Origin of the sequence: Acinetobacter sp. WCHAc060042, from assembly GCF_003231195.1 — a bacterium.
In the GTDB taxonomy this organism is placed as follows: domain Bacteria; phylum Pseudomonadota; class Gammaproteobacteria; order Pseudomonadales; family Moraxellaceae; genus Acinetobacter.
In genome coordinates, this window is record NZ_QKVN01000007.1 from 93452 (window position 1) to 111860 (window position 18409).

Consider the following 18409-nt stretch of genomic DNA (forward strand, 5'->3'; position numbering starts at 1 on the left):
TATCACTTGATTAATAAACAGACTTAACACGTTCAAAGGATTGATTCATGCTGACCATATTAGGTTTAGGCATGATTATGTGCTTCATGTACTTAATCATGTCTAAACGTCTGAGCGCCCTCGTTGCCCTAACTCTAATCCCTATCATTTTCGCTTTACTTACTTATGTTTTAAGTCTTTTTGTTGATAATTTAGCTGGATTTAATATTGCCGAACTTGGCGATATGATGATGGAAGGCATTAAAAAACTTGCACCGACTGGTGTGATGTTACTTTTCGCTATCCTGTATTTTGCCATCATGATCGACACTGGGCTTTTCGATCCTTCAGTAAAATGGATTCTAAAGCAGGTTAAAGGTGATCCTTTAAAAGTGACCCTCGGTACCATTACCCTAACTTTAATTGTGTCTTTAGATGGTGATGGTTCAACCACTTACATGATCTGTGTCGCTGCAATGCTACCGCTGTATAAGCGTATTGGTATGAGCCCTTTAATCATGGCTTGTTTAATGATGCTTGCGAGCGGCATCATGAACTTAACGCCATGGGGTGGACCAACAGCGCGGGCAGCAACCGCATTACATGTCGATCCAAATGATGTCTTTGTTCCTATGATTTTGCCAATGCTCGTTGCTATTGGATGGCTATACTTCCTCGGCTTTATGTATGGTCGTATGGAACGTAAGCGTATTGGTATTGTGGAATTAGACATTAGCCATGGCGACAGTATTCAAATTTCACAAGAACCTGAAGCCAACCGCGCGCACTTAAGATGGTTCAATGCACTATTGACCTTAGTACTTATGGTCTGCCTAGTGATGGGGCTATTGCCTGCAGCAATTCTGTTCATGGTTGCACTGTGTATTGCATTAGTGGTGAACTATCCTGATTTAGACATGCAAAAGCGTTTGGTGGGTAACCACTCTGCCAGTGCCTTAGCTGTAGTCGGGATTATCTTCGCGGCAGGTATTTTTACCGGCATTCTATCTGGTACAGGTATGGTTGAAGCCATGTCTCAAGAACTGGTTGCAATTATTCCTGAAAGTATGGGACCGTATTTAGCGCCAATCACAGCTGTGATTAGTATGCCACTGACTTTCTTTATGTCGAATGATGCCTTCTATTTTGGTGTACTGCCTGTGCTCTCTGAAGCCGCTGGACACTATGGTATCAGCCCTGTGGAAATGGCGCGGGCTTCGATTGTTGGTCAACCCGTACACTTACTTTCACCTTTGGTGCCATCGACTTATTTACTCTGTGGATTAGCCGGTATTAACTTTGGTGAACACCAAGAATTTACCATCAAATGGGCAATCATTACGTGTTTAGTGATGCTCGTCACTGCAGTGATCTTTGGTATTTTCCCACTCTATTCAACTCTCGGCTAAATAAACAGCATGCAATGATTCAAAGCACACCATTTTGAATCATCTTCACACATAAATACCCGATGGATCACATCGGGTATTTTTTCATTTATAATACGTTGAAATAACTATACTAATAGAGTCAAACTCATGTCTTTTTCATTGCCTGCTGTGCTGGCATGTACCTTTTTTTATTCTGCACTGTATTTAATTTATGACTATTTTTTCCAGTACAGTCACACCTTACTGATTGTTACTGCTGTTGTTTTACTGATTTTGGCATGGCGTATCACACCTTATGCTTATGAACGTGGACAACGAAGCTTTAACGATACTCTGTCTTTTGGACAATATTTTTGGAATCCACTCATCACATGGTGGCGACTTTTTATTTGGCCTATCAGCCTACTATTGGCGTGGATTTTCAACTCCTAAATACTAGTCGATAAAAAAGCACCCGAAGGTGCTTTTAATCCTGCGATCTTAACGACCATATAATTCAAGTAATTGATCTAAAGTCGCTTGATAATGAATAGTAATATCTTCAGCTAAGATTTTATAGGCACTGTCAAACTGAACCATTGGCCAGCCTTCTTTCCAAAATGGGAAGATGTTGTGTAAATCATGGGTCACGGTTGCATCTTCACGTACAATCGCCTGCGCAACTTGTGACAAGACTTGTGCTGTTTCCGCGCCATCAATTGCCATGTAGTCGATACCACGCACTTTTAAAATGCGAATACGGTCTTTCTTGTAGCGAATTTTTTTGGCTTGGGCATCATTAAGACCCAATGCCAAAGCCACAGCCTCAACAAACTTACTTTCAAAAGATTGGTTCAAAGCCACAATCGCAAGTTTATGTGCTTCTTGACGACCAGCTTTCCCCCCTTTACGGATCTCTTCTTTTGCCTCTGTATCAAGCACATCGTCTTTCATAGACTGCAAAATGTCTAAAATTTCGATATCACTTAAAGATTCAGGAGATTGATCAGTCATGAACTGCCCTTAGACAAAAAAATTGAATCGTCTATTTTCGCATAATTCGGCATGAAAAAATTAAATTCTTCATCATTTCATACTGAATATTCTGATTATCGTATTTTTTTGCACGATAACGACGCAAATCCTCTATAGTAAAGGCTATTTTTTCATACGCTCTTTTTTTTGACGATGCAATCTAAACAAGTCCAACTGTTACTGCAACAATTAGAGACCCTTTACCCCGCTGCATTTAAGCGCAATTTTTTATTGTATAGCCAAATCAAAACACGTGGTATTTTGGATGACTGGCGGGAACTCGTTCCTTGGGTCTTGGCGGTGATGATTTTTATTCCGATCAGCCTTATTTTACAAAATTTTTTCTCAAATCATCTGGAAAAGTTGGATGCATTTCAAAGTCAGAGCTATGCCATTATTAGTATTTTATTGGTACTAATGTGGGTGCTACCCTTTGTCATTAAACAAATTAAACACTCATCGCACTCGCTCTATCAACTGTTACGTCACGCACCAATCAAGCTTGCAGTTGTAATTCTCTTGAGTGGGCTGAATTTAATGTTCACTGAAAGCAGTTTGCTGATGTGGATCTTGTTTTATTTTGGCGTTAACTTTGGTTTTGTCCGCTTCTATAAAGAGAATTTATTTCGTGACCATAGCCAGTCGCTTGAGCATTATCAACTACAACAACTTAGACGCATCTGCTTTTGGGCCTACAAGCAAACGGTCAAATCGCGCCTTAAATTACGTCTAATTTCGAGTCAATCTAGCCATTACCAAGCCAGAAAAATACAATTGGGACATGAAGCAGATTTATATGTAAAACTTCTCAAGTATGAACAGGCTTATTGCAAACAGATCAAACATCTCGATCTGGATAGTTATATTGATGAAAAATTATAAAAAAACCGAGCAATGATGCTCGGTTTTTTATAGACAGCATTTATGCCGTTTGCTTTAAACTGCCGACTGGCAATAAGCTTGGATCCAGTATCACTTGATATGATCGTGTTTCATCTACGCTGTATTCTTTTTGCTTAATGGTATCAACAAATATCCAATCTGCCTGTACTTGCTCAGCAGTAAAACTGACTTTCAAATAGCCACGCTGATTTAAATTGCAATAATTCAGCTCATCAATCAAGGTTGTAAAAGCAAACTCAAACTCTTTGAGTTGTTGCATCGGAATAGACAAATACTTTTCCATACCGGGCGAGGAAACTGAGCTTGTCGCCAACTCCACGCCTACAAACTGCCCTGTTAAATCATGTAAGTCCGATGCCCATGCATTATGTGTATCACCAGCCAAGACCACAACTTTTTTATTCAAATACTGCAGTGTGCCGTACAGCGTCTCGCGTTCAACTGCATAACCATCCCACGCATCTAAATTGTAAGGAACCACAGTCTTAATACGAGACAACTGCTCTACCGTTAAAGAAGGGTCATTATTTAAGTAACGCAGTTTTATTTCGACCAATTCTTTAATCAGTTGATTCACCTGCACTAAAACTTCTGGAGTTACCGCACCACTACTGATTGCACTGAGCACTTGTAACATTTCGGCTGGAATGAGCATTTTGCTCATCAACACCTGCTGACCCAAAACTTGCCATGTGGCTTTTGAGCTCGCAAGTTGCTGTGTTAACCATGCGCGTTGATTCAAGCCGAGTAACGTTCGATTTGGGTCTTGCATATCTGTAGTAAAGCGTACAGCATCCAAACCCGATGCGGTTAAATAGTCCGCATAATCTAACTGTTTACTTCGCGCCAAGATGCGCGTATCCAACATATTCAACTGCACCAAATTACCAAAGTTAAACTGGCGATAAATATTTAAATGATCTTTTTCAGAAAGCGGACGGATTGGCATCCATTCAAAATACGCAGCCAGCGCGGCAAATTTACGTTCTGCAAAATCACCTTCTGTGTCTGACTGATGGTTCTCAGCACCATCTTTCCATGTATCATTGGCTAACTCATGGTCATCCCATACCACAATAAAAGGATGGCGTTGATGTGCAGCTTGTAAGTCTAGATCTAAGCGATATAAGGCATAACGTTTACGATAGTCATCTAAGTGAATAATTTCTAAGTTGTTATCATCCGCCAGCGCACGTCCCATCGCTACTGCTTCTTCTGTTGCGTAGCCCCCCATACCATACTCATAGATGTAATCTCCCAAATGAATGACAACATCCACATCCTGTTTTGACATTTCTTTATAAATATGGAAATAACCCGCTGGATAGTTTGAACATGAACAAACTGCAAATTGAACGGCTTGCACCTCATCTGCTAAAGTCTTGGTTTGTCCGATCATCGAATAATTTGAAGCATATTTAAAACGATAGAAATAACTTTGCCCTGCAACTAAGCCAGTGGCATCGACTTTCACGGTAAAATCCTGCGTGGCAGTGGTCAGTACCTTCCCAGTTGCTACAATTTGTTTAAAGTCCGTGTCCTTTGCTACTTCCCACTGTACTTCTAAACGTGCACTAGTATCGCTAGGCGTCAAACGAGTCCAAATGATGACCTGCGTTTGCAAGGGGTCTCCACTTGCCACCCCATGTAAAAACTGTGCTTGAGTTGTCGGCTGTGTGTCGGAGTCTGAACCATCTCCTCCACATGCAGTCAGTGAAATCGGTAAAGATAACGCTCCAAATCCAGCCAAAGTTTTTTGAATCAGTTCTCGGCGGTTCATTTTTTTTGTCATGTGGATAGCCTAAAGACGATATGGACTTGAAATTTATGCGAAAAAGATGACATGCATATCTCAAGTCGATGACATTTTTATGAAGCCTGAACGAGTGCAGTACAGATGATTGTGCTAGTTTTTAAACATAAACCGCTGAATTGATTGAAAAGAAAGCAAATAAGCACAAATAGACTTGCCAATATTTATTTCCTCCTCTATTATTGCGCTCATGCCCGAGTGGTGAAATCGGTAGACACAGGGGATTTAAAATCCCCCGCCCACAAAGCGTGCCAGTTCGAGTCTGGCCTCGGGCACCATTCTTAAAACAATTAAGATGGTGCAATAAAAGAACCCAGCATTATGCTGGTTTTTTTATACCTATAATTTATAAATCAAAATCACTAAACCACAACAATATGAAAAAAATTCTAAGCTTTATTACTTTAATCCTGAGCCTTTCAAACATCACTCACGCAGAAACAAAGACTTCAGAGATAAATACTGAAAAATTTTATGATCTGTTCGCAGGGACCATCATTGAAAAAGACCAACAGCTTTACTTACATGCGTGTAAATCTGTAGATGCAGAGTTTAAATTAAGTTTTAACCATACACGTGATGAACAACACATACGCACACTCATAAAAACTTATCCAAAGTTTTGGCTGAATCTCAGTGCAAATACTGAAATGATTAAAGATCAATATGTGATGACGGTTGATGCAATTGAAAATGAGCACCTAAATCAAAGCTGTCATCTAAGTGACTTTTTAGATGAACTTTAAACCTTTCGTTCATCCAGTCTATCTCACGAACATAAGCATAGAGAGGGATTCACCACTCTCTATTGACCACCAACTCTTCCATTTCAATATCCATATAACCTGCACCTTGCACCACCATCATCATGGCTTCTGCAATAAAGTCTGCAGCAGTATCATCCAAAGATGAATCCAGATCTTCAAAATGGGGCTTCATTTCATTTATTTCAGCGACAGTTGCATTGGCATATTGATAAATATCATCTTCAGACTTTGCTTTCACAATTTTCTTGGCAAAAGCTTCAACATGTTGTTTCACTTCGGCAACAAGAATATCTGGATAGTATTCATCATCAAACATAGGGAGAAGTAAATCTGCAAACATACAGGCACTCAAAACGAGAAACTTAAAAAACGAGTCTGTATAACATAAACCAAACAAATCACCAAATAAAAAAGCAGAACCCCAAGATCCTGCTTGTTTAAATAAATGCTTCAGGTCAACTACGCTAATAGCTCAAGCTATCATTACTGCATTTTCCGCTAAGCTAAGTTCATTGCATTCCAAACTTTAATCGCATCGCTCATCGCTTTGACATCATGGGCACGTACCATAGACGCACCTTGTTGAATACTCATTAAATGTCCTGCTACAGAACCCACAGCTCGTTGCCTTGCATCAGCCCCACCTAAAGCTTCACCTATAAAGCGTTTTCGTGACAATGCGGACAAAATAGGATAACCCAGTTGGTTCAGTTGATGAAATTCTTTTAAAAGTTTAAGGTTCTGCTTTGCGTTTTTAGCAAAGCCAAAACCGGGATCAATCATAATATTTTCTGGCCGCACCCCTGCTTTTAAGGCATCATCCACACGTAGGGAAAGCTCTGTTATTACATCTTGAGTAACATTATCATAGTGATCTAAGCCATTCATGGTGGTCGGCTCACCACGCATATGCATAATAATTACAGGAATATTCAGTTCAGCAGCAGTCTCTAATGCCTTCGGGCGTGTCAAAGCTCGGACATCGTTCCAAATGTGCGCACCAGCGGCAACAGCAGCTCGAATCACCTCAGGTTGAGAAGTATCAATCGAAATAACCACATCAAGTTCAGCCAAGGCTTCCACCACTGGAACAACACGACGAATTTCTTCCTCGACCTCAACCACAGATGCACCTGGACGTGTGGACTCGCCCCCTACATCAATCACCGTTGCTCCATCTGCAATCATTTGCTTCGCATGTGCAATCGCCTGCACTTTACCATTATGTTGTCCACCATCACTAAACGAGTCTGGCGTCACATTCAGAATACCCATCACCTGCGGTACCGACAAATCGAGTGATAGTTCACCACAATGTAGGATTTTCTTTGGTAAAGCCATCAATTGCATCTAATTTACTCCAGTTCAACTGGGATTATCTTAACGCGTGTAGCAGAGCTGTGTGCTTATTTTTCTTTAAAACATAAAAAAATATGCACAATAAAAAACCACCCGAAGGTGGTCCTTTATTTCAAGAGTTAAATCTTAAGTTGCTGATGGCAACGGTGGTGGTGTGCTTGGACCATCTGTTGGTGTTACATCAATCACAGGATTTTCTGCAACATACACTTTCGGTGGTTGTGGCTCACGGCCTTCCATAATGTCACGAATTTGCTCGCGATCAATCGTTTCCCATTCCATCAAGGCTTTCACCATCGCATGCGCGATATCTTTGTTATTTTCCAAGATGTCACGTGCAACACGGTATTGCTCATCAATGATACGGCGGACTTCAGCATCAACCTGCTGTTGAGTTGCTTCAGAAATGGTACGGCTACCAATACTACCCATGAATGATTGCTGAGAATCATCTTCATACACCATTACACCAAGTTTGTCAGACATACCGTACTTAGTGACCATCGCACGTGCCATTTTAGTTGCACGTTCAAAGTCGTTTGAAGCACCTGTCGACATTTGGTTGATAAAGATTTCTTCGGCAATACGACCACCAAACAAAATTGAAAGTTCATTCAACATTTTGTCTTTATAGTGGCTGGTTTGGTCATGTTCAGGCAACTGCCATGTTACACCCAGCGCCCAACCACGTGGCATAATGGTCACTTTATGCACAGGATCTGTGCCCGGTAGAATTTCAGCCACAATCGCATGACCCGCTTCATGGTACGCGGTTGCGCGACGTTCTTCTTCACGAATCACCATCGACTTACGTTCAGGGCCCATATACAACTTGTCTTTTGCATCTTCAAAATCATGCATATCGACAGTGTTCTTGTTACGACGTGCAGCAAAAAGTGCAGCTTCGTTCACAAGGTTTGCCAATTGCGCACCTGAGAAGCCCGGTGTACCACGTGCCAGTACTTGTACATCGACACCAGTCACTGAAGGCAATTTCTTCATGTGAACATTTAAGATTTGCTCACGACCTTTAATGTCTGGTAAGCCAACCATTACTTGACGGTCAAAACGACCTGGACGAAGTAAAGCTTTATCTAGTACGTCTGCACGGTTTGTTGCAGCAATGACGATAATCCCTTCATTGCCTTCAAAGCCATCCATTTCAACCAACATTTGGTTCAAGGTTTGCTCACGCTCATCGTGACCACCACCTGTACCTGAACCACGGTGACGACCCACAGCATCAATCTCATCAATAAAGATGATACAAGGCGCATGGCGCTTCGCTTGTTCAAACATGTCACGGACACGAGACGCACCCACACCCACGAACATTTCAACAAAGTCAGAACCTGAAATACTAAAGAATGGCACTTTCGCTTCGCCTGCAATTGCTTTTGCAAGTAAAGTTTTACCTGTACCCGGTGGACCCACCATCAATACACCCTTAGGAATTGTTGCACCTAAACGTTTAAATTTTGATGGATCTTTTAAGAAATCAACAATTTCAACAACTTCTTGTTTTGCTTCGTCACAACCAGCCACATCGGTAAATGTGACTTTAATTTGGTCTTCTGCCAACATTTTAGCTTTCGACTTACCAAAACTCATTGGACCGTTTTTACCACCAGCTCCGCCACCCATGTTGCGCATAAAGAACATGAATAACAAAATGATTAAAAGTACTGGGAAGCTTGCGATCAAAAGTTGCATCAATAAACCTTGGCGTTGTGGTGCTGTACCTTCAACGACAACGTTATTTTTAATCAGATTAGGCATAAGCTCTGGGTCTTGAACCGCAGGACGAATACTTTCAAACTCTGAACCATTTGATTTTTGGCCATGAATTCGTTCGCCATCAATTGTCACTTGCTTAATTTGACCAGCATTCACCGCAGCAACAAACTCTGAATAATTCATTGCTGTCGGCTTTTCATTGCTACTGACGTTACTGAAAATAAGGATCAGTACACCCAGTATCACTAGCCACAATATGGCATTCTTGAAGAGATCGCTCAAAGCTTTATTCCCATATCAATCTAATTTGATCATGCCCTAGCGGGTGACCTTAAAGTTTCTGCTGAAGATCAGCTTCGCAAAATATAAAAAGGTACAAAATGCACAATTTTTAACGACTTGGCAAGTAAACTTTATTTGAAAGCCTTCTTACGGCCTTGTCCGACTAAGAATACTTCCTTCGATCGGGCACGTGATGCAGCAGGTTTTGCTGTTTTTAACACATCAAAGTTATCGACTACTTGCTTACGGAATTCGTCAAAGCCTGTACCTTGGAATACCTTTACAACAAATTGACCATTTGGACCGAGCACTTTCGTTGCAAAATCGATAGCTAGCTCACATAGGTAAATTTGGCGCGGTTGATCAACAGCCTTATTACCTGATGTATTGGGGGCCATATCTGAAATTACAACGTCTACTTTACGTCCATCTAAAATATTTAACAATTTATCGAATACTTCTTGTTCGCGAAAGTCACCTTGTAAGAAGGTCACATCTGGCAGAGCATCCATTTCCAAAATATCTGATGCAACCACCAATCCTTTATCACCGACCAATCTCCCTGCAATTTGAGACCAACTTCCAGGTGCCGCACCCAAGTCAACCACGGTCATACCCGGACGAATGATGTTATATTTTTCTTGAATTTCAAGTAACTTATAAGCTGCACGCGCACGATAACCTTCCTTTTGCGCTTTTTTCACAAAATGGTCATCGAGATGCTCTCTCATCCACGCACGGCTACTTTTGGATAACTTTTGGTTGGTAATGCGTGTTGCCATATCTCTCTAAAACATTAAAATTTCTTAAACTTAATTGTACGTTAAATTCTCTAGGCTTGCAGTATACATCTGTATCCAAATCTTGGGTTTTAGATGTTTTTTTCTATTATCTAAATCGATTATTTCCACAGAATATAAAGCGTTTAATTGCGCAGTTTGTTATACTAAGCCGTTTTTAAAATTAGGTTATCTTTATGGCGACTTTATCCATTCAGGAACGCAAGCGTTTGCGTCAAATCGGACATGCTTTAAACCCTGTAGTTATGCTCGGCGGTTCAGGTCTGACTGAAAATGTCGTTGAAGAAATTTTACGCGCTTTAAATGACCACGAATTGATTAAAGTCAAAATCGCGGGCGAAGACCGTGAAGAACGTGCTGCAATCATTGCAGAAATTGCATCTACTACGGGTGCAGAAGTAGTACAAACGATTGGTAAAATTGCATTGCTTTACAAAAAAGCGGCGAAACAAAATGCCAAATTGTCTAACTTAGTTCGTTTCGCACACGCAGCAAAATAGTTGTAATTTTTTTATGGCAAGTTACGAACTCAGTGCATTTGATCGTCGTTTTCAAGCAATTTCGCTTGTCGGTGCGATCGAACAACAAAGCCCGTATACCCTCAATATCGGCTTTTGGCTACGCGACCCTAATGTGTACATGCACTGGCCCGAAGTCGTGAATTCAAATCCTCGTCAAGACTTTTTATGGGAAAACACCTGTTTTGAAGTCTTTATCGGGGTAAAAGGCGAAGACTACTATCGCGAGATTAATCTCTCCCCTTCTCAAGCTTGGCAAGCCTATCAGTTTGAGGAATATCGTTATCCTGAAGATATGCCGCCACAGGTCGCTTACGATATTGAACTCAATCAATTGAAGCGCACCCACTATGGTTTAAATGTCAGTATTGATCTGACTGAGTTTATGTTGCAACACAAACTGAAATGGGCTGACCTATATCTAGGCTTATCTGCAGTGTTGAATACCTCACAAGGTGAACAGTTCTATGCCATGCAGCATAGCGGTCAACAAGCCGACTTTCACAACAAACGTGATTGGCTACATCAGTTCTAAGCTATACACAAACTAAGCATATAAAAAAGTGAGGCATTGACCTCACTTTTTTATGGATATATTTCAATTCAAGTCAGCACAAAGACCATTATTTACTTGAAACTTTATTCCAAGCCTCAAGCGTATGTTCTTTAGAGCGCTTAAAGGTTTCTGTTAACTGATCTTTATGCTTCACCGAAATTTCACTGACATCACCTTTTAGCTCTTTGCCCAGTTTAGTTAAATCATCTAAAACTGCAGTAAACTCAGTTTTTACAAACTCTTTTAGTTCTGAGATATCTTTTTGAGAATTTGCCAACTGCCCTTTAATGGTTTCTAAACGCTGCAACAATTCTTGTTTAAACTGACGCAATTGTTCTTGCACACTGGCATTCAACTGCTTTGCTTCTGCCTCAAGCTTTTCTTTACTCTCAACTACAGCTTCCGTGACTTGCTCTGATGCTTCTTTTGCCACTTGCTCTAGCTTTTCAGTACTTTCTGCGACGACTTCTTTCAGCGCAGGCTTTGGTTTAGCTACTCTTTTTGGTTCAGCTTTTGGTTCAGTCATGATTTTATTCCTGTTGTTATATAGACAGTGACAGCTTAACGTGATTTGATAAAATTTAGATTTTGATTTGTCAGACAATTATTTGTTGTTACATTTTCCTCACAAAACTTTAAAAACAGCTTTCGCCTCAAAATACAAGTCTTTTATATTATTTATTCCTTGTTATTGGCATGGACTTTAATAGTGCAGTTGCGTATAATGCCGTGTTAAGTTCAAGCGAGCAGACATAGGGAGGGTAGGTTTTTAGATAGCCTTCCTTTTTTTTCGTCTACTCGCTTTTTTACAGCCTAAATTTCAGGAGCTTTGGTTTGAGCACCCCAGCAATTTTAGCCCTTGCCGATGGTACGATCTTTAAAGGAACGTCTATTGGTGCATCGGGTAGTACGACTGGTGAAGTCGTTTTCAACACTGCCATGACTGGCTATCAAGAAATTTTGACTGACCCAAGTTATGCACAACAACTTGTGACTCTAACTTACCCACACATCGGTAACACAGGTTGTAATGATGAAGACGCTGAGTCAGGTCGAATTCATAAAGTATGGGCCAATGGATTGATCATTCGTGACCTACCTTTATTGCATAGCAACTTCCGATCAACGCAATCTTTAGGCGAATACTTAAAAGAACATAATGTCGTTGCGATTGCGGATATTGATACGCGCAAATTGACTCGTATTCTACGTGACAAAGGCGCACAAAATGGTTGCATCCTTGCTGGTGAAAATATTACTGAAGAACAAGCTTTAGAAAAAGCTCGTGCCTTTGGTGGTTTAAATGGTTTAGACCTAGCGAAAGAATGCTGTGACCCAACAGGCTTCGAATGGACCGAAGGTTCTTGGGTTTTAGGCAAAGGCTTTACACAACCTGAACTTAAATTCCATGTTGTTGCATACGACTACGGTGTCAAAACCAACATCTTACGTATGCTTGCTGACCGCGGTTGTAAACTCACTGTGGTACCTGCACAAACTCCTGCTGCTGACGTACTTGCGTTGAATCCAGATGGCGTGTTCTTATCGAACGGCCCTGGCGATCCAGCTGCATGTGACTACGCAATTAAAGCTGTAAAAACAATTGTAGAAGACGCTCGCAACTTACCTGTCTTTGGTATTTGCTTAGGTCACCAAATTCTTGCACTCGCTTCTGGCGCTAAAACGGTGAAAATGCCGCATGGTCACCACGGTGCTAACCATCCAGTACAGAACATCGAAGATGGTACGGTGATGATTACTTCTCAAAACCATGGCTTCGCAGTGGATGCAGAAACACTTCCTGCAAACTTAAAAGCTACGCACAAGTCTTTGTTCGATCAAACTCTTCAAGGGATTCATCGTACAGACAAGCCAGCGTTCAGCTTCCAAGGTCACCCTGAAGCAAGCCCTGGTCCGCATGACTGCGCACCATTGTTCGATCATTTCATCGAACTTATCGAAGCATCTAAGAAGTAATTAAGGAAGCGATCATGGCTAAACGTACAGACATTAAAAGCATCTTAATTATTGGTGCAGGTCCGATTGTCATCGGACAGGCATGTGAGTTTGACTACTCAGGTGCGCAAGCGTGTAAAGCCCTTCGTGAAGAAGGTTACCGTGTTATTTTGGTGAACTCTAACCCAGCGACCATTATGACTGACCCTACAATGGCAGACGCAACGTATATCGAGCCAATCACTTGGCAGACTGTTGCGCAAATCATTGAAAAAGAGCGTCCAGATGCTGTCCTTCCAACAATGGGTGGTCAAACAGCATTAAACTGTGCGCTTGCACTTGATGCCAACGGTATTTTAGAAAAATACAATGTTGAATTGATTGGCGCGACCAAAGAAGCGATTGAAAAAGCTGAAGACCGTAAACTGTTTGATGAAGCAATGCGTAAAATTGGTCTTGAATGTCCAAAAGCTGCGATTGCTGAAAACATGGAAGAAGCTTTAGAGATTCAAGCGCGCTTCGGCTTCCCTGTGATTATCCGTCCGTCATTCACGATGGGTGGTTCAGGCGGTGGTATCGCATATAACCGTGAAGAATTCCTTGAAATCTGTGAACGCGGTTTCGACCTTTCACCAACTAAACAATTATTGATTGATGAATCTTTAATTGGTTGGAAAGAATATGAGATGGAAGTTGTTCGTGACAAAAACGACAACTGTATCATCGTTTGTTCAATTGAAAACTTTGACCCAATGGGCGTGCATACAGGTGACTCAATCACTGTTGCACCTGCGCAAACATTGACAGATAAAGAATATCAATTGATGCGTAATGCATCTTTAGCAGTTCTTCGTGAAATTGGTGTGGAAACAGGTGGTTCTAACGTTCAGTTCGGTATTTGCCCGAATACTGGCCGTATGGTGATCATCGAGATGAACCCACGTGTATCACGTTCATCTGCTCTTGCATCAAAAGCAACAGGTTTCCCGATTGCAAAAATTGCTGCGAAGCTGGCTGTTGGTTATACCCTTGATGAATTGAAAAATGACATCACAGGTGGTACTACTCCTGCGTCATTCGAACCTGCAATTGACTACGTGGTAACTAAAGTTCCACGTTTCAACTTTGAAAAATTCCCACAAGCAGACGCGACTTTAACGACACAGATGAAATCTGTGGGTGAAGTCATGGCAATTGGTCGTAACTTCCAAGAGTCTGTAAACAAAGCACTTCGTGGTCTTGAAGTGGGTGTTTCTGGTTTTGACGAAAAAATCGAAGTGGGTGCTGAAGGCGCACGCGAAAAGATTCTTCAAGAGCTTAAAGTTCCGGGTCCTGAGCGTATTTGGTATGTAGCTGATGCTTTCCGTCACGGTTTTAGCTTAGACGATGTTTTTGAAGCAACCAAAATTGACCGTTGGTTCTTAATCCAAATCGAAGACATCATCAAAACTGAAAATGAAATCAAAACCCTAGGTTTTGGTGATTTGAATGCGAATAACATTCGTTCGTTCAAACGTAAAGGTTTATCTGACCTTCGCATCGCGAACTTGATGGGTATTTCACAAAAACAATTCCGTAAGCACCGTTGGAACTTGGGCGTGACTCCAGTTTACAAACGTGTGGATACTTGTGCAGCAGAGTTTGAATCTGACACTGCATACATGTATTCAACTTATGATGACGAGTGTGAATCAAACCCATCTGATAAAGATAAGATCATGGTGATCGGTGGTGGTCCTAACCGTATTGGTCAAGGTATCGAATTCGATTACTGCTGTGTACACGCAGCGCTTGCAATGCGTGAAGATGGCTACGAGACCATCATGGTGAACTGTAACCCTGAAACGGTTTCAACGGATTACGACACGTCTGATCGTTTGTACTTCGAACCAATCACTTTGGAGGATGTACTTGAAATCGTACGTACTGAAAAACCAAAAGGCATTATCGTTCAGTATGGTGGTCAGACTCCGCTTAAATTGGCTCGTGCTTTAGAAGAAGCGGGTGCGCCAATTATTGGTACATCACCAGATGCGATTGACCGTGCAGAAGACCGTGAACGTTTCCAACAAATGATTCAACGTCTTCAACTTCGTCAGCCAAACAACAGCATCGTAAAATCTGCTGAAGAAGGTATGGCTGAAGCATCGAAAGTAGGCTACCCACTTGTGGTACGTCCTTCTTATGTACTCGGTGGTCGTGCGATGGAAATCGTATACAACGACGAAGAGCTTAAACGCTACTTACGTGATGCAGTTCAAGCATCAAATGAAGCGCCTGTTCTTCTTGACCGTTTCTTAGATGATGCGATCGAAGTTGACGTAGACTGTGTATCTGACGGTAAAGACGTTGTGATTGGCGGTATTATGCAGCACATTGAACAAGCAGGAATTCACTCAGGTGACTCAGCATGTTCGATTCCTCCGTACTCGCTCTCAGTTGAAATCCAAGACGAAATGCGTCGTCAAACTGTTGCGATGGCGAAAGAGCTTGGCGTGGTTGGTCTGATGAACGTACAGTTTGCTGTGAAAGGCGAAGACGTTTACATCCTAGAAGTGAACCCACGTGCGTCGCGTACTGTGCCATTCGTTTCTAAATGTATCGGTGAGTCTTTAGCGAAAGTGGCTGCACGTTGTATGGCGGGTCAGTCTTTAGAATCTCAAGGATTCACAAAAGAAATCATCCCGACTCACTTCTCTGTAAAAGAAGCAGTGTTCCCATTCAACAAATTCCCGGGTGTTGACCCTATTCTTGGCCCTGAGATGAAATCTACAGGCGAAGTCATGGGTGTAGGTAAAACATTTGGTGAAGCCTTCTACAAAGCTGTGTTAGGCTCGAATGAACGCGTACCTGGTCTTCCTACAGAAGGCGAAGTAAAGCATGCATTTATCTCTGTGCGTGACTCAGACAAGCCTCGTGCTGTTGGTATTGCGAAAAAATTAGTAGACTTTGGTTTCAAAGTACTTGCAACTGGCGGTACTTACGAGTTTATTAAAGCTGCTGGTATTGAGTGTGAACGTGTAAATAAAGTCACTGAAGGTCGTCCTAATATCGTGGACCGCTTGAAAAATGGCGAAGTTCACCTCATTATCAATACAACTGAAGGCAAACAAGCTCAACAAGATTCGTTCTCGATTCGTCGTTCAGCGCTTCAAGCGAAAGTGTATAACACAACGACCTTGAACGGTGCTGATGCTGTATGCCAAGCTTTTGCAATTCAATTGCCAATGGATGTATACCGTTTGCAAGATTTACAAACTGTAGGTTAATTCGTTTACCGAGAAGTCCCGTCACCTCTCGGTGGCGGGCTTTTTTCATTTATAAACCTATATTTTTTACACTCACAGACTTGAGGGACAACAATGCAACGTTATCCTATGACTCCCCAAGGCAAGTTAGCCTTAGAGAAAGAATTACATCAATTAAAAAGTATTGAACGTCCACGTATTATTGCGGCAATTGCTGAAGCACGTGAGCACGGGGATTTAAAAGAAAATGCGGAATACCATGCTGCCCGTGAGCAACAAGGTTTCTGTGAAGGTCGTGTTCAAGACATCGAAGGCAAATTGGGTGCAGCTCAAGTGATTGATGTCAAAGAACTTGAACAAAACGGTCGTGTAGTTTTTGGGGTGACAGTCACTATCGAAAACTTAGATACCGAAGAACAAAAGACCTATATGATCGTGGGTGATGACGAAGCTGATTTTAAAATCAATAAAATTTCAGTGAACTCTCCTATCGCACGTGGCCTTTTGGGCAAAAGCGAAGGCGACGAAGTAAAAATTCAAACACCTCAAGGTGAAGTTGAATACGAAATTGTAAAAGTTGCATATATCTAAGTTTCTTTGATATTTACGGCTGTAAAACCCCTCGTTTGAGGGGTTTTTTGTTTTTATATTTCCCAAAATACCTCTCCTTTATCCTCTTATTATGGACAAGGGAAATTTCATTACAAAAATGCGATGGGTTTAAGATATACAAACCTGCCTACCAAAACCCAAAATTTAATTCGCCATGGATACTCCTTCCATCTAAAGAATACGGTTAGGATGAGGTACATCAAACAAGAGAGTGTTAGATTTAAGGCATTCATTCCCCTCTCTTTTTCAAAGCAAGACTTTTATTTGTTATAATTCCTTACACCCTACAATGTTATCATTCTATGTCTGAACCTTTGATCAATTCTCCTGTCAAACACTGGTGTGAGTTTGAGTTCATCTCTAAAACGGTGAAGAATCCAAATATTCACATTAAAGGGAATTATTCTTACTACTCAGCGTATTGGGATCAGGGTTTTGAACGTTGTGTCGTGCGTTATTTACATGATAAGCCTTCAACCATAGATAAACCGATTGATCAGCTCTATATCGGTAACTTTGTTTGTTTTGGCGCGGAATGCGTCATTATGATGGGTGGTAACCAACTGCATCGTACTGACTGGATTTCAGCCTTTCCCTTTGATACGCGTAGTTTTGTTCCCGCAGGTAATACCATCATTGGCGATGGATGCTGGATTGGCTCTCGTGCCATGATTATGCAAGGTGTGAAGTTAGGTGAAGGTGCTGTAGTAGCAACAGGTGCTGTCGTGACCAAAGATGTTCCACCCTATGCTGTTGTGGGTGGAGTACCTGCCAAGATTATTAAATATCGCTTTCCCGAAGCAGACATCGAAAAACTGCTTGCACTGAAGCTCTATGACCTAGATGAAAAGCAGTTTTTAAAAATGCGTGAGCAGTTACAGACGAGTGATATTAACGCTATAACCAATTTTATAGAAAGTTAAAGTCCTCTTTTAATATAATTTTCCCAATTTTTTATAAAATTATTTGAATGATCAAAATCACAGATTGAGACATTTCTTAAAAAAACACTCAGTTGATATTCTGAGTCATTACTGTTTCTAGCAACATTATAAGCATTCAGTAGCTGATCTATAAACGTATTTTCTATATTCAGATCATGATTCAAAATTATACGATACCATTCAGATTCATTTATATCATCAATACCTTTATTTCCCATTACGTGCAAATTATGCTTTCTTAGTAAACTTCTTTTATCCTTACACAAGTAATTATTTAATTTCTTAGCAACTGAATCTATATAAATATGATAATTCACATAAGGTTCTTGTCCCATTATTAAACTAAGTAAAATTAGATTTTTCTTTTGATCTAGAGTTCGCAACAACGCAAATGTATTTATTCTTTTACTCAACTCTCTACTGTTTAATTTTTTATCTAATTGCAATCCAAGTGCCCAATAAAACAACTCATTAGTATCTTCAAAAGAATTGAGTTCCCCTATTCGAAAGAGTTGTAATTTTATTACTTC

At 41.0% G+C, this 18409-nt stretch carries 17 protein-coding genes, 1 tRNA gene and 1 pseudogene; 11 read left to right on the forward strand and 8 right to left on the reverse strand.

All coding sequences use genetic code 11. The features are described from left to right. Positions 1-47 precede the first annotated feature (47 nt). Entirely contained in the window at positions 48-1388 is a 1341-nt protein-coding gene (locus tag DPG01_RS04790; RefSeq protein WP_086208041.1) for a CitMHS family transporter, read from the forward strand. A gap of 129 nt (positions 1389-1517) precedes the next feature. Continuing rightward, positions 1518-1802, forward strand: a complete 285-nt coding sequence (locus tag DPG01_RS04795; RefSeq protein ID WP_110974342.1) for a hypothetical protein — start codon at positions 1518-1520, stop codon at positions 1800-1802. A gap of 48 nt (positions 1803-1850) precedes the next feature. On the opposite strand, the gene DPG01_RS04800 is transcribed toward DPG01_RS04795, so the two are convergent. Continuing rightward, entirely contained in the window at positions 1851-2363 is a 513-nt protein-coding gene (locus DPG01_RS04800; protein ID WP_086208043.1) for a hypothetical protein, read from the reverse strand. Positions 2364-2537: 174 nt separating this feature from the next. Here DPG01_RS04800 and DPG01_RS04805 point away from each other — a divergent pair, with 174 nt between their 5' ends. Beyond that, positions 2538-3266 (forward strand): hypothetical protein, encoded by a 729-nt coding sequence (locus DPG01_RS04805; RefSeq protein WP_086208044.1) that lies wholly within the window; start codon positions 2538-2540, stop codon positions 3264-3266. A 40-nt stretch (positions 3267-3306) separates the two neighbouring features. On the opposite strand, the gene DPG01_RS04810 is transcribed toward DPG01_RS04805, so the two are convergent. Then, on the reverse strand, positions 3307-5079 hold the full coding sequence (locus DPG01_RS04810; RefSeq protein WP_110974343.1) for an alkaline phosphatase D family protein: 1773 nt from the start codon (positions 5077-5079) through the stop codon (positions 3307-3309). Between the two features lie 213 nt (positions 5080-5292). On the opposite strand from DPG01_RS04810, the gene DPG01_RS04815 reads away from it, so the two are divergent. Both DPG01_RS04815 and DPG01_RS04820 read left to right on the forward strand, forming a co-directional pair. Beyond that, a tRNA-Leu gene (locus tag DPG01_RS04815) sits at positions 5293-5378 on the forward strand. Between the two features lie 99 nt (positions 5379-5477). After that, positions 5478-5846 (forward strand): hypothetical protein, encoded by a 369-nt coding sequence (locus tag DPG01_RS04820; RefSeq protein ID WP_110974344.1) that lies wholly within the window; start codon positions 5478-5480, stop codon positions 5844-5846. A gap of 49 nt (positions 5847-5895) precedes the next feature. On the opposite strand, the gene DPG01_RS04825 is transcribed toward DPG01_RS04820, so the two are convergent. From DPG01_RS04825 to rlmE, 4 genes are all read right to left on the reverse strand, one after another. After that, positions 5896-6207 (reverse strand): DUF5713 family protein, encoded by a 312-nt coding sequence (locus DPG01_RS04825; protein WP_086208047.1) that lies wholly within the window; start codon positions 6205-6207, stop codon positions 5896-5898. A gap of 158 nt (positions 6208-6365) precedes the next feature. Further along, positions 6366-7217, reverse strand: a complete 852-nt coding sequence (gene folP, locus DPG01_RS04830) for a dihydropteroate synthase (protein ID WP_110974345.1) — start codon at positions 7215-7217, stop codon at positions 6366-6368. Positions 7218-7352: 135 nt separating this feature from the next. After that, complete coding sequence (gene ftsH, locus DPG01_RS04835; RefSeq protein WP_086208049.1) at positions 7353-9245, reverse strand: ATP-dependent zinc metalloprotease FtsH; 1893 nt, start codon at positions 9243-9245, stop codon at positions 7353-7355. Positions 9246-9376: 131 nt separating this feature from the next. Then, complete coding sequence (rlmE, locus tag DPG01_RS04840) at positions 9377-10027, reverse strand: 23S rRNA (uridine(2552)-2'-O)-methyltransferase RlmE (RefSeq protein WP_086208050.1); 651 nt, start codon at positions 10025-10027, stop codon at positions 9377-9379. 194 nt (positions 10028-10221) lie between these two features. On the opposite strand from rlmE, the gene yhbY reads away from it, so the two are divergent. Further along, positions 10222-10545: a ribosome assembly RNA-binding protein YhbY gene (gene yhbY / locus DPG01_RS04845; protein ID WP_086208051.1), complete on the forward strand. Its 324-nt coding sequence runs from the start codon at positions 10222-10224 to the stop codon at positions 10543-10545. A gap of 13 nt (positions 10546-10558) precedes the next feature. Next, complete coding sequence (locus tag DPG01_RS04850) at positions 10559-11098, forward strand: DOMON-like domain-containing protein (protein WP_086208052.1); 540 nt, start codon at positions 10559-10561, stop codon at positions 11096-11098. A gap of 88 nt (positions 11099-11186) precedes the next feature. Here the strand turns inward: DPG01_RS04850 and DPG01_RS04855 are convergent, their stop codons facing one another. Next, on the reverse strand, positions 11187-11645 hold the full coding sequence (locus DPG01_RS04855) for a hypothetical protein (protein ID WP_086208053.1): 459 nt from the start codon (positions 11643-11645) through the stop codon (positions 11187-11189). 308 nt (positions 11646-11953) lie between these two features. On the opposite strand from DPG01_RS04855, the gene carA reads away from it, so the two are divergent. The 4 genes from carA to DPG01_RS04875 all read left to right on the forward strand — a co-directional run bounded on the left by carA (position 11954) and on the right by DPG01_RS04875 (position 17858). Beyond that, entirely contained in the window at positions 11954-13096 is a 1143-nt protein-coding gene (gene carA, locus DPG01_RS04860; protein ID WP_086208054.1) for a glutamine-hydrolyzing carbamoyl-phosphate synthase small subunit, read from the forward strand. 14 nt (positions 13097-13110) lie between these two features. Then, positions 13111-16344, forward strand: a complete 3234-nt coding sequence (carB, locus tag DPG01_RS04865) for a carbamoyl-phosphate synthase large subunit (RefSeq protein ID WP_110974346.1) — start codon at positions 13111-13113, stop codon at positions 16342-16344. Between the two features lie 93 nt (positions 16345-16437). Further along, positions 16438-16914, forward strand: a complete 477-nt coding sequence (gene greA, locus DPG01_RS04870) for a transcription elongation factor GreA (RefSeq protein WP_004695598.1) — start codon at positions 16438-16440, stop codon at positions 16912-16914. Positions 16915-17237: 323 nt separating this feature from the next. Continuing rightward, the gene (locus DPG01_RS04875) at positions 17238-17858 is read left to right on the forward strand and encodes a CatB-related O-acetyltransferase (protein WP_110974347.1); all 621 of its coding nucleotides are present in this window, start codon (positions 17238-17240) and stop codon (positions 17856-17858) included. Here DPG01_RS04875 and DPG01_RS04880 read toward each other — a convergent pair. Further along, positions 17855-18409: pseudogene (locus DPG01_RS04880) on the reverse strand (P-loop ATPase); the annotation flags it as partial. The gene DPG01_RS04875 and the pseudogene DPG01_RS04880 overlap by 4 nt on opposite strands.

Bases quoted from the DNA above. Each gene is read 5' to 3' on its own strand.
- folP (WP_110974345.1), bottom strand. From the start codon at position 7,217: ATGCAATTGATGGCTTTACCAAAGAAAATCCTACATTGTGGTGAACTA.
- DPG01_RS04810 (WP_110974343.1), bottom strand. From the start codon at position 5,079: ATGACAAAAAAAATGAACCGCCGAGAACTGATTCAAAAAACTTTGGCT.
- DPG01_RS04825 (WP_086208047.1), bottom strand. From the start codon at position 6,207: ATGTTTGCAGATTTACTTCTCCCTATGTTTGATGATGAATACTATCCA.
- yhbY (WP_086208051.1), top strand. From the start codon at position 10,222: ATGGCGACTTTATCCATTCAGGAACGCAAGCGTTTGCGTCAAATCGGA.
- DPG01_RS04850 (WP_086208052.1), top strand. From the start codon at position 10,559: ATGGCAAGTTACGAACTCAGTGCATTTGATCGTCGTTTTCAAGCAATT.
- DPG01_RS04790 (WP_086208041.1), top strand. From the start codon at position 48: ATGCTGACCATATTAGGTTTAGGCATGATTATGTGCTTCATGTACTTA.
- DPG01_RS04795 (WP_110974342.1), top strand. From the start codon at position 1,518: ATGTCTTTTTCATTGCCTGCTGTGCTGGCATGTACCTTTTTTTATTCT.
- DPG01_RS04800 (WP_086208043.1), bottom strand. From the start codon at position 2,363: ATGACTGATCAATCTCCTGAATCTTTAAGTGATATCGAAATTTTAGAC.
- carB (WP_110974346.1), top strand. From the start codon at position 13,111: ATGGCTAAACGTACAGACATTAAAAGCATCTTAATTATTGGTGCAGGT.
- DPG01_RS04855 (WP_086208053.1), bottom strand. From the start codon at position 11,645: ATGACTGAACCAAAAGCTGAACCAAAAAGAGTAGCTAAACCAAAGCCT.
- DPG01_RS04875 (WP_110974347.1), top strand. From the start codon at position 17,238: ATGTCTGAACCTTTGATCAATTCTCCTGTCAAACACTGGTGTGAGTTT.
- greA (WP_004695598.1), top strand. From the start codon at position 16,438: ATGCAACGTTATCCTATGACTCCCCAAGGCAAGTTAGCCTTAGAGAAA.
- DPG01_RS04805 (WP_086208044.1), top strand. From the start codon at position 2,538: ATGCAATCTAAACAAGTCCAACTGTTACTGCAACAATTAGAGACCCTT.
- DPG01_RS04820 (WP_110974344.1), top strand. From the start codon at position 5,478: ATGAAAAAAATTCTAAGCTTTATTACTTTAATCCTGAGCCTTTCAAAC.
- rlmE (WP_086208050.1), bottom strand. From the start codon at position 10,027: ATGGCAACACGCATTACCAACCAAAAGTTATCCAAAAGTAGCCGTGCG.